Annotated in this window: 9 protein-coding genes; all 9 read left to right on the top strand. The window is 58.3% G+C overall.

Annotated features, from left to right (window positions below; all coding sequences use genetic code 11):
- The first annotated feature begins 394 nt into the window (after positions 1 to 394).
- The 9 genes from mraZ to BGLCM_RS04080 all read left to right on the top strand — a co-directional run bounded on the left by mraZ (position 395) and on the right by BGLCM_RS04080 (position 11,176).
- Entirely contained in the window at positions 395 to 838 is a 444-nt protein-coding gene (gene mraZ / locus BGLCM_RS04120; RefSeq protein ID WP_238548633.1) for a division/cell wall cluster transcriptional repressor MraZ, read from the top strand.
- Complete coding sequence (gene rsmH / locus BGLCM_RS04115; RefSeq protein WP_006294280.1) at positions 838 to 1,908, top strand: 16S rRNA (cytosine(1402)-N(4))-methyltransferase RsmH; 1,071 nt, start codon at positions 838 to 840, stop codon at positions 1,906 to 1,908. Before mraZ ends, rsmH begins: the two co-directional genes overlap by 1 nt.
- A complete protein-coding gene (gene ftsL / locus BGLCM_RS04110) occupies positions 1,905 to 2,384 on the top strand; it encodes a cell division protein FtsL (protein WP_006294281.1) in 480 nt (159 codons plus the stop codon). The genes rsmH and ftsL overlap by 4 nt, the downstream gene beginning before the upstream one ends.
- A complete protein-coding gene (locus BGLCM_RS04105; RefSeq protein ID WP_006294282.1) occupies positions 2,381 to 4,207 on the top strand; it encodes a peptidoglycan D,D-transpeptidase FtsI family protein in 1,827 nt (608 codons plus the stop codon). The genes ftsL and BGLCM_RS04105 overlap by 4 nt, the downstream gene beginning before the upstream one ends.
- A gap of 273 nt (positions 4,208 to 4,480) precedes the next feature.
- Positions 4,481 to 5,383, top strand: a complete 903-nt coding sequence (locus tag BGLCM_RS04100; protein WP_006294283.1) for a hypothetical protein — start codon at positions 4,481 to 4,483, stop codon at positions 5,381 to 5,383.
- A 101-nt stretch (positions 5,384 to 5,484) separates the two neighbouring features.
- A complete protein-coding gene (locus tag BGLCM_RS04095; RefSeq protein ID WP_006294284.1) occupies positions 5,485 to 7,092 on the top strand; it encodes a UDP-N-acetylmuramoyl-tripeptide--D-alanyl-D-alanine ligase in 1,608 nt (535 codons plus the stop codon).
- Positions 7,093 to 7,280: 188 nt separating this feature from the next.
- Entirely contained in the window at positions 7,281 to 8,381 is a 1,101-nt protein-coding gene (mraY, locus tag BGLCM_RS04090; protein ID WP_006294286.1) for a phospho-N-acetylmuramoyl-pentapeptide-transferase, read from the top strand.
- Between the two features lie 88 nt (positions 8,382 to 8,469).
- Positions 8,470 to 9,894, top strand: coding sequence for a UDP-N-acetylmuramoyl-L-alanine--D-glutamate ligase (gene murD / locus BGLCM_RS04085; RefSeq protein ID WP_006294287.1), 1,425 nt, complete (start codon positions 8,470 to 8,472; stop codon positions 9,892 to 9,894).
- Complete coding sequence (locus tag BGLCM_RS04080; RefSeq protein ID WP_044084812.1) at positions 9,881 to 11,176, top strand: peptidoglycan glycosyltransferase FtsW; 1,296 nt, start codon at positions 9,881 to 9,883, stop codon at positions 11,174 to 11,176. The genes murD and BGLCM_RS04080 overlap by 14 nt, the downstream gene beginning before the upstream one ends.
- Positions 11,177 to 11,212: the final 36 nt, after the last annotated feature.

Below are 11,212 nucleotides of genomic sequence, written 5' to 3'. Positions count from 1 at the left end.
CATTGTCGAATGACGTATGAGTGGGTATGCCGTACTGACGCCACGCCGGTTCGCCTCTGGGATGATTTTCTTGCCAAATCTGATTGTATTGCCTAAGAAACATCCAATATTATGCCTGAAATTCGTTGTAAAAATTGGGTTTTTCCTGCATGAGGCACTGCGATTCACGTTCCGGAGGCGGTCATCGTGAAGCCTCCATATTCATGGAAATGGTGTTTCTTTTGAGCTCGGTGGGGAGCATGGGTGAAAGGTGGGGTAAAGTGGGGGATTGTAAGCGCGTCCACTGATGCTGTGATGGCGAGGAGGTGCATGGATGGTTGAGGGAATTCCCGCACAAGAGTCGTCCATTGATGCCGCCGACCCTGCCAGCGCCGCATTTGGGGATGCGTCGACAATGCCTCCATTGCTACTCGGCACCTACAATCCCAAAATCGATGCCAAGGGGCGGTTGGCATTGCCTGCCAAGTTTCGTGGCCAGCTCGGGGAGGGCATGGTGATGGCACGAGGCCAGGAGCGCTGCATCTATTTGTTGCCGCAGGCCGAGTTCCGTCGCATAGCCGTGCAAATCCAGCGCACGTCGATGGGAAACAAAGCGGCACGCGACTATCTGCGCGTGTTCTTGTCGGGAGCCGTTGACACGACGCCGGACAAACAAGGGCGCATTTTGGTTCCGCAGATGCTCAGGGACTATGCGCGTCTCGGATCCCAAGTCGTGGTCATTGGTGTGGGCACGCGTGCTGAGATTTGGGATGCGCGAGCCTGGGGCGAGTACTTGGCAGACAAGGAACAAGGGTATTCAGACATTGCAGACGATGTTCTGCCGGAGTGGGAGTGGTAATGGATCACATCACGCAGATTCACCAACCGGTGCTGCTTGAGCAGTGCGTGGATCTTGTGGTGCCCGCGTTGAACGCTCCCGGCTCGGTCGTGGTGGACTGCACGCTTGGTTTGGCGGGCCATGCCACCGCATTTTTGAAAGCCGCACCGAACGCCACATTGCTTGGCATTGACCGTGACGCTGAAGCGTTGGCATTGGCCACGCAGCGCATGGAGCATGAGGGGCTGGCTGACCGCTTTATTGCCGTGCATGCGGCGTTTGATGATTTTGGCCAAGCTGTAGACGCCCATGGGTTGGGGCCGGTACAAGCCGTGTTCATGGATTTGGGATTGTCCAGTCTGCAAATTGATGAGACGGAACGCGGCTTCAGCTATTCACATGACGCGCCGCTCGACATGCGTATGGATACGACACAGCCGCTGACCGCGCAAACCATTCTCGCCACCTATGATGAAGCGTCATTGGCGCGCATTTTCAAGGACTATGGTGAGGAACGCTTCGCCCGTCAAATCGCGCGACGCATTGTATCAACGCGCAATCGTGAACCGCTGACCACGTCAGCGCAGCTCAACCGTCTCGTGGACGCGGTGATTCCACAAGCGCACCGTGCATCCGGCAACCCGGCCAAACGCGTGTTCCAGGCGCTGCGCATTGAAGTCAACGGTGAACTGGACAAGTTGCGTCGTACGTTGCCGCAAATCGCCAACCGGTTGGCAGTGGGTGGCCGACTCGTTGTGGAGTCCTACCATTCACTCGAAGATCGCACAGTCAAAACGTTCATGCAGCAAGGGCTGAGCATTGACGTGCCGGCCGACATGCCTGTGATACCTGACGACGCGCAACCGTTCTTCTCCGCGCTGACCAAAGGCGCACTCAAAGCCGATGCCGAGGAAATTGAACACAACCCGCGTTCAGCCTCGGTGCGTTTGCGTGCTGTTGAACTGATTCGTCCTGTGCCGCAGCGCTGGCGCAAGACGTTCAATGATGAAGCGTCGGGTTTCGTCGATGACACTTCTTATCGTCATGCGCGTTCCTCGCGCGGCCGCCGATCAGGACATAGGAGGGGATGATGGCAGCACAACCGGCTCGCAAAATGCGTTCCCATGCCGCTCCGGCTGGACGCAAAGACAAGGAACAAACGGAAAACGCTTCCAGCCGTCCCGAGCTCAAACTCGTCGTAGGCTCAGGCGCGACGCAGACCAAGACGCAAGGGTTGAAACAGTCGATTGCCGACTTGTGGTCTTGGACGAAAACCAAAACCTCACCGATGGTGCACATCATAGTGGCCGTAGTGTTCCTGATCGGCTGCCTGTTGGGCTCGTTGTTACTGCGTACGCAAATGGTGCAGAATTCGTTTGACGCCAGTGAAATTTCCCAGCACATCACCGTATTGAACCAGGACGTGGAAGAGGACCAGGCCAGACTTGATGAGCTGGAAGCCTCGCTGCCGCAAAAAGCCCAGGACCTGGGCATGCAGCCCGCGGACGGATCAATCACGATCGACCTTAATGGGTATAAGCCCAGTCACATGGAAGGACAGCAATGATCCGTTTAGGGTTGCCTAAGCCTCATTCCGCCCGTTCCTCGGCGCGATACGGACATGAACAATTGTCCCATCGCGCCGCCGGTGTAGCCGTGGTCATTGCGCTGTTTGTGGTGTTCTTCTTGGGTCAGCTGATCCGTGTGCAGGTGTTCAACGCCCATGACACAGCCATGGCGGCCCAAGCCAACCGCACGCTCAAAGCGACATTGAGCGCCAAGCGTGGCAAAATCACCGATGTCAATGGCACCGTGCTTGCACAAAGTGTGGAACGCTACACGATCATTGGCAATCCCGAAGCCGCCCAAGCGTTTGAACCCACGAAATGCACCAAGCAGACGCAAGACTATTGTCATGCGCTCAATGGCAAGGACCTATCTACGAGCGGCGTGGCGGCAGTGTCGCAATTGTTGGCACCGGTGCTTGGCATGAATGCATCAGAATTAGGCGGAAAACTCTCGGGAGTCGGGCAGTATGCCGTACTCAAGAAAGACGTGACGCCTGAAACCAAACGCAAGATCGATGCACTGCACTTGGGCGGCATCATCTACGGCACGCTCAGCAACGAACGGCTCTACTCGAACGGTACGCTCATGGGCACGCTGCTCGGCGGCGTGGACGCGGAAGGCAAAGGCGTGTCGGGTATTGAACAGATGGAAGACAAACTGCTGACCGGCACGGACGGCTACGAAATCTACCAGCAAGGCCTGGGCGGCGAGCAGATTCCCGGAACGTTGACCGAGTCGAAAGATGCAGTCAACGGCCAAACCGTGACGCTGACCATTGACCGTGACGTGCAGTGGCAGGTCGAAAAAATCCTGCTCGATGCGCAGAAAACCTACAAAGCCGCGTGGGGCATCGCCGTCGTGCAAGACGTGAAAACGGGTGAAATCAGGGCCCTGGCCGATACCGACACGGTGGAAGCCGGCAGTGATGACGCCAAACTTAACGTGTCGCGCGCAGTGTCCGAAACATTCGAACCCGGCTCGATCGGCAAAGTGTTCACACTCTCGGGACTGCTACAGGAGCAACAGCATAAGATGACGGACCGCTTCACCGTGCCCGACACAATCACGATCAACGGCCAAACCTATAAGGACGCCGAGAACCACGGCGCCGAACATTGGACGTTGGCCGGCGTGCTGCAGCAATCGTCGAACGTGGGCACAATCATGGCGTCCGAAAACTACCCCGACAACTTGCGCTACCAATACTTGAAGAAGTTCGGCATCGGCCAGCCGTCAGGACTGACGTTGCCAGGCGAATCGCAAGGCATTCTGCGTCCCGACACAACATGGGACGGCCGTACGCGCAACACGGTGCTGTTCGGACAGGGCTATACGACGAACGCGCTGCAAATCACGAACGCCGTGGCCGTGATCGCGAACAAAGGCGTGCACAAGCCGCAAACGATCATCAAATCGACCACGGATGCGCAAGGCCGTACGACCCCGTACCACACGGACGGCAAGAGCGAACGCGTCGTGGACGAGTCAGTGGCCAAAGACGTGCTGAACGCGATGGAATCCGTGTCCGACAACTACAGCAAGTTCGCCAGCGTTAAAGGATTCCGCGTGGGCGCCAAATCAGGTACGGCTGAAGTGCCTGACGCCAACGGCAATTTGACGAGCACGATTTCCGATTACTCAGCCATCATCCCGGCGGACAACCCGCAGTTCGTTGTGACTGTGGTGCTCAAGGACCCGCAAGGCGTGTTTGGCGGCCTGACCGCCGGACCGGTGTTTGCACAGATAGGACAGTTCCTTATGCAAAAGTATGAAGTACCGAACTCGGCTCCACGAACCGATGCCATACCAGTGGATTGGTAGGGGATGAGTAGTGGCGGATGAGTAAATGAGTAAAGGGAACGGTGGTATCGCACTGACAACTTGACCATGAGCGACAAGCAGGTGTCACACTACACCACAGTGCGCCGTGAGCCTCGCAGATCAGCATCTTCAACCCAGCCGCCTGCAGCTCACGCAACAGGACCACTGAACGGCCCACTGTCCGTCACCACCAACCCGCAAACACCACCAAACCAACACGAACGATGGAACACCGAATCCAAGATCCCCACAACCCAAGAAAGGAACAAGCCGATGAGCGCCGTTACCGAATCGGTCACCCAACGCATGACGTTGGAACAATTGGCCGCGGACAATGGGTTTGATCTTGTACCCAACTATGCGGGCGACGTCACCATTACCGCCCTCGTGGATGATGTGGAATCCGTGATTCCCGGATCGCTGTTCATCGCACAGCATCCGATCAGCCGTGCCGATATCAATGAAATCGTCAACAATGGGGCATATGCCATGCTGTTGCCCGAGTCGATGAAAACCGAACTCATGGCGCACGGTGCGTCCCAACTGCAAATCCCCGTGCTGTTCGCTAACATCACGACAAAGCAATTGGCCGCGCTTGCCTCGCAACTGGCGGGGGCGCCTTCCGACTCGGTGGCGGTGTTCGCATTGACGGGGCCGAACCAAGAATTGCTGGCCGATGAAGCCAAGGAAGTCGCACGGTTCCTGCACATGCTTGGCAACCCCGTGGGCATTATCAATGCCGAGGATTCGCAATCGCTGGAACGGTTCATTGAATTGAACTATCCGATTGACGTGCTCAGCATGCAGCGCGCCATGGCCGTGTGCGCCGAAGATGGCGCCGCTGCGGTGATTGTGACGATGGACGACGCAACCTTGGATGTGGACGCGATGGCGTCGGTGGCGGTGGATGTGCTGGCCTGCGACGGTGTGCCTGAACCGACCCGCGCGCGCGATTACATGGACCAGATGGCGCAGCGTTACGGATGCGCGATCACGAAGGACACGCGCCTCGTGATGCGCACGGAAGAATCCGACACGATGGCGTTGCAAGCCGGCGTAGGACCCGCACAGGTGCGCGCGTTATCGTTCGCGATCGCCATGGGACTGGCCGTGGGCGTGCGCAAAAGCAGCATCCGCAGCGCACTACGCGTGGCAGGGGAGTTCCACGAGCAGTAGGCCGACGCAGCCTGCACTCTGCACCCAGCACAACGCGAGAACATGCGCAAGAACACGTGAGAACACGCGAAAATACGCGAAAACACAAAGGAGCAACAACCATGATGCCAATGACGCTTGAGCGCGTCGCTCAGGCCATCAATGCAACACTGGTGCCCGCCTCGGTCCAGTCCGAGCACGGTTCGCCAGTTGATCCGTCATCCGCCAGCCCGTCATCCGCCATCCCCACGAACGTGGTCATTGATTCCCGACAAGCGCATGAGGGTTCGCTGTTCGTAGCCATTAATGGCGAACACGCCGATGGGCACGCCTATGTGGCGACGCTGGGTGACAGCGGCGCGCTCGCGGCAATCGTTGATCATGAAATCCCTCAGAGTTCGGTGGTGCAGCTGGTGGTGGATGATACGGTCAAGGCGTTGGGGGAACTTGCGCGCCACAATCTTGCGCAGCGTCGGGCAATGGCGGCCGCCCATCCGGATGCCGCGCCGTTCTCGATCGTGGGCATCACAGGTTCGGTAGGCAAAACCACCACGAAGGATTTGCTGCATGCGCTGCTTGGCGAACTCGGTGAAACGGTTGCCCCGGTCGGCTCGTTCAACAACGAGCTCGGCCTGCCGTTGACGGCATTGCAAGTGGGGCCGTCCTCGCGCTTCCTGATCGCTGAAATGGGCGCCAACCATCTGGGCGAAATCGCAAACTTGACGCATATTGCCCCGCCTGACGTGGCTGTGGTGCTCAAGGTTGGCAACGCGCACCTGGGGGAGTTCGGTTCGGTGGAGCGCATCGCCCAGGCCAAGAGCGAGATTGTGCGCGGCGAAGTGCCTGGCGGCATGACGATTCTCAACGCCGATGACCCGCATGTGGCCGCCATGGACGCCATCGCGCCGGGCCTCGTGCGCTGGTTCGGCCTCGAACATGCCACCGAGCATGACGATTACGTCACGGCCGACCATGTGCGTATGGACGATGACGGCCATGCTGTGTTTACGTTGCGTCAAAGCGACGGCGCCTATCAGCAGGTGCGGCTGGGCATTCCCGGTGCGCACAATGTGATGAACGCGTTGGCCGCTACGGCCGTGGCTCAATATTTTGGTTTGCCGCTGCGCCACATTGTGCAGGTGCTGGAACAAGTGCGCGCGATCAGTCCGCATCGCATGGCGATCAGCATCGTGCGCCGTCCAGAGCGCCCTGAGTTCACGCTGATTGACGATTCGTTCAACGCCAACCCCGACTCCATGCGCGCCGGTATTGATGGGATTGCTGCGTTCAACGCGGCCGAACCCATGCTGCGCATCGCCGTACTCGGAGCCATGCTTGAGCTTGGCCCCGATGAAACGGCACTGCATGAAGCAATCGGCAAGTACGCGGTCGAACAGTCCGTCGACGCCGTCATCGCCGTGGGCAACAGCAATGACGCCCATTTGATGACGCTGGCTACTGCCTTGGCTGCGGGCGCCCGCGACGCACATACAGCTGACGGCGCCGCGTCCGTCGCCGAAGCGGAGCTGCAGCCCGCGGACCTTGCCACCGCCACCGTGCCGATCGCCGTCGCCTCGAGCACTGACGAAGCCGAGCAGATGCTCGACGCGATTCTGGCCGCGCACCATCCCGACGGTTCCACTGCCGACAACACGGTGGTGCTGCTCAAAGGTTCGCACGCTTCCGGCTTGGCAAGTTTGGCGGAACACTGGGCTTCGTTCGCATTATGATTTCGCATTATGATGGTGCGTTGCAGCCCACGCCCCGCAGCCCGCATGCTGTATGCGCGTCGCGAAGGCCCGGCTGAGCCACCATCCGCGTGAGAACCCGCCCGGATTCGCGCAACCCATCCGTCTTCCAACCCACCTTCCCATCAACCCTCAACTACCAGCTCACGGCTGTGAATGGAGTGACTCCCGTGATTTCCGTCATCATCGGCATCCTCGTCTCCTTAGTGGTGACGATGGTTGGCACGCCCTTGCTGATCAAACTCATCCACAAGCACAACTACGGCCAATACATCCGTCAGGATGGCCCGCGGTCGCATCTTGTCAAGCGCGGCACGCCCACCATGGGTGGCATCGTCATTGTGATTGCCATCGTGTTGGGCTGGTGTTCGGCCTCGCTGTTCCGCTACTGCAGCACGGGAGTGGTGCCATCATGGTCGCCCGTGCTCGTCTTGTTCGCTATGGTATCGATGGGATTGCTGGGTTTTATCGATGATTTCGCCAAGGTACGCAAGAAGCAGAGCGAAGGCTTGACAGTGCGCGGCAAATTCATCGGCCAGATTATTTTCGCCACCATATTCGCCGTACTCGCGCTCATGGTGCCCTCCAAAAACGGTATTCCGACGGCCCAGGCCGGCATGAGTTTCATTGAAGCGCCGTTCATCAGTTTCGAATTTGCCGGCAAGTTCATTTCCACCGTGTTGTTTGTGATTTGGGTCAACTTCCTGATGGCCGCCTGGACGAACGCTGTGAACCTTTCCGATGGATTGGACGGTTTGTGTTCGGGCATGTCAATGATCGCGTTCACTGGTTTCGGTGTTATCGCGTTCTGGGAGGCCTACCATGTGGTCGGTTCCGGCCATGAGGGCTTCAGCTACGCTGTTTCCGACCCGATGGACCTGGCTATCATCGCCTTGTGTACGGCCGCGGCGTGTCTGGGATTCCTGTGGTACAACTGCAATCCGGCCACGATTTTCATGGGCGATACGGGTTCGCTCGCGTTGGGCGGCTTGTTCGCCGCGCTTTCGATTGTGACGCACACGGAGTTCCTCGCGCTGATCATCGGCGGCTTGTTCGTGATTGAGGCGCTCAGCGATGTGATTCAGGTGGGCTGTTTCAAGCTGACGCACAAACGCGTGTTCAAGATGGCGCCGATTCATCACCATTTCGAGCTGTGCGGCTGGACTGAAGGCAAAGTCGTCGTGCGTTTCTGGATGGTCGAGTTGATTCTCGTGATCGTTGGCGTCGTCATTTTCTACGCTGACTGGTTGGCGCGTTCCGGCCTCATGTAACGAAATATTCGAGTTTTATTATTTCCGTACCCACCGCCATGGGCATTCCACCGCCCTGGCTTGAAACGAAACGGACAAGGGGATAGCGATGCAGTGTGCAGATAAGACGTTCGTAGTGGCAGGTCTCGGCGTATCGGGTCGTGCGATGGCCCAAGTGTTGCGTGAGCGTGGCGCCCATGTGATCACTGTGGATGAACGCAATGGTGAAGCCGACCGCTCGTCGTTTGACGGCATTGATTGGAAGAGCATGGACGCGTTGTGCGTGTCTCCCGTATTCCCGCCGCGTACGCCATTCATTCTGGCAGCCCAGGAAGCACAAGTGCCGGTGCTCAGTGAAGTCGAGCTGGCATGGCAATTGCGTGTACCGAACACGCGCACGGGCAAGCCTGCACCCTGGATCGGCATCACGGGCACGAATGGCAAAACATCGACGACCGAAATGGTGTCCACGATGTTGACGGCATGCGGCTATACGGCACCGGCTGTGGGCAACATTGGCAACGCGTTGTCACTGGCCGCAGTAGATCCCAACAATGATGTGTTGTGCGTGGAGTTGAGCTCGTTCCAATTGCATTTCACCGATTCGATGGCGTTGGATTGTGCCGCCATCACGAACATTGGTGCCGACCATTTGGATTGGCATGGTGGCATCGAACGTTATGCGGCTGACAAGTCGAAGGTGTACGCGCATGCACAGCAAGCGATTGTCTACAACGCGCAGGATGCGCGCGTACGCGATTTGGCGTTTGCGGCAGATGCGTCATGCGCTCGCATCGGCTTTACGCTGGATGTGCCGCAAGACGGCATGATCGGTGTGGCGGACGGATGGATCGTGGACCGTGCCGGATTGATGGGCTCCGACCCGGCCACGCCAGTCATGGTGGCTCCCGTAGCTGACTTCACGCATCTGCGCGAGCCGGACGGCACCGTCTACCCGCATCTGTTGGCCGATGCAATGACGGCCTTGGCATGGGTGTTGAGCTTTGGTGCCGATGCTGCGCCGGCGTTGGAAGCGCTCAAAACGTTCAAGCCCGGTGGCCACCGCATCGAATGCGTGGCGCAATACACGAGTGATGAAGGCGCAATTCGTTTCATTGACGATTCCAAAGCCACGAACGCGGGTGCCGCAGCGGCCTCATTGGGCTCATTCGGCGCGCATACTGTGTCGTGGATTGCCGGTGGCTTGGCCAAAGGTGGTACGTTTGAACAGCTCGTGGCCGATAACCGCGATCGCCTCGTTGGCGTGACGGTGATCGGCGTCGACCAGGAACCGATGCTCAAGGCGTTGCTGCAAAGCGCTCCAGATGTGCCCGTCAGCGTGATTGACGCCGAGCCCAACGACACGGTGATGGCTCGTGCCGTGGATGCGGCAGCCGCGTATGCCAAGCCCGGTGATGTGGTGCTGATGGCTCCGGCATGCGCTTCGATGGACCAGTTTGTGTCGTATGCCGACCGTGGCAACCAGTTCGCGCAGGAAGCGCAGCGTTGGGTGGTGGAGCATGGGCAATCCTGAACGCCGCGTCCGCGTTTCCTCGTCGCGCCGTGGTGCCGATGCCCAGCAGACCCCGGCATCACAGGCCAAACCTAAGAAACAGCATCGTTCGGGGTACGCCGATTATCGCGGATGGCGCGCCATATACAATCCGTTGTGGTGTTACCACGGGTTCCGCATGAGCGTCATTGTGCTCACGGTATTTGGCGTGATCATGGTGTTTTCCAGTTCTACCGTCGCCATGGTGGCGCAAGGCTCGTCGCCATGGTCCAAAGCGTTGAACCAATCCATATTCGCCATCATTGGCGTGGTCTTGGCGTTGATCGCCATGCATGTGCCGGAACGGTTCTATAAAAAATGGGCCAATATCGTATTGATAGGCGCCATCGTATTGCAGTTGGCCACAATTCCGTTTGGCACAGAAGTGAACGGTAATTCCGGCTGGATTTACATTTTTGGACTATCGGTCCAGCCTGCCGAATTCACGAAGTATGCGCTATGCATCTGGCTGCCGGGAGCCATGGTCATAGGCCGCAAACAATATGAAAGGACGCCCGCAGGGCGCTCTCTTGGCGAACAATTCACCAGGGTTTGCGGCTCATTTCGGTGGGCGATTATCGGATATGCGGTCGCGCTGGGCGCCGTGCTGCTCGGCAAGGATCTCGGTACGGCAATCATCGTGCTGTTCATTGGCGGCATCGGGTTCCTGATTGGAGGTTTCCCAGGCAAAGCGTTGTGCGTATTGGCGGCGTTAGCTGTGGTGCTTGTCGTGGGATTCGTCGTATCGAGCCCCAACCGTATGTCTCGCATCCTGGCGACGTATCGTGAGTGCTCCACTGATGACATCACCGGAGTATGCTATCAAGCCATGCACGCCGAATATGCGTTGGGATCGGGCGGCATACTGGGCGTGGGGCTCGGCAATTCGCGTGAAAAATGGAATTACCTGCCTGAAGCACATAACGACTTCATTTATGCGATCATTGGCGAGGAAACCGGTTTGGTTGGCACAACGATTGTGTTGTTGCTGTTCGTGATCATGGGGTGGTGCCTCTATACGATCGCGCGCGCCACGAAAGACCGGTACACGTCAATCGCGCTCATGTGCTTCGGCATGTGGATCATTGGGCAGGCGCTCGTCAACATTGGCGTGGTCATCCGCATTTTCCCGGTCATGGGTGTGCCATTGCCGTTCGTATCTGCTGGCGGATCATCGCTCGTCATGTGTTTGCTGGCGGCAGGCACGATTGACGCGTTCATGCGGGCACAACCCCAAATCCACGCCGAGCTGTCACGCGTGTAGCGTTCTTGTACCACCGACGCGAAGCGCTTCATGATG

The sequence above is a fragment of the Bifidobacterium gallicum DSM 20093 = LMG 11596 genome, from assembly GCF_000741205.1.
Classification (GTDB): Bacteria; Actinomycetota; Actinomycetes; order Actinomycetales; family Bifidobacteriaceae; genus Bifidobacterium; species Bifidobacterium gallicum.
The sequence above is the reverse complement of the archived record's forward strand: the minus strand, read 5'-3'. Positions and strand labels throughout refer to the sequence as shown.

Excerpts from the sequence above, each read along its gene's own strand:
- mraZ (WP_238548633.1), top strand. The coding sequence starts at position 395 with ATGCCTCCATTGCTACTCGGCACCTACAATCCCAAAATCGATGCCAAG.
- rsmH (WP_006294280.1), top strand. The coding sequence starts at position 838 with ATGGATCACATCACGCAGATTCACCAACCGGTGCTGCTTGAGCAGTGC.
- ftsL (WP_006294281.1), top strand. The coding sequence starts at position 1,905 with ATGATGGCAGCACAACCGGCTCGCAAAATGCGTTCCCATGCCGCTCCG.
- BGLCM_RS04105 (WP_006294282.1), top strand. The coding sequence starts at position 2,381 with ATGATCCGTTTAGGGTTGCCTAAGCCTCATTCCGCCCGTTCCTCGGCG.
- BGLCM_RS04100 (WP_006294283.1), top strand. The coding sequence starts at position 4,481 with ATGAGCGCCGTTACCGAATCGGTCACCCAACGCATGACGTTGGAACAA.
- BGLCM_RS04095 (WP_006294284.1), top strand. The coding sequence starts at position 5,485 with ATGATGCCAATGACGCTTGAGCGCGTCGCTCAGGCCATCAATGCAACA.
- murD (WP_006294287.1), top strand. The coding sequence starts at position 8,470 with ATGCAGTGTGCAGATAAGACGTTCGTAGTGGCAGGTCTCGGCGTATCG.
- BGLCM_RS04080 (WP_044084812.1), top strand. The coding sequence starts at position 9,881 with ATGGGCAATCCTGAACGCCGCGTCCGCGTTTCCTCGTCGCGCCGTGGT.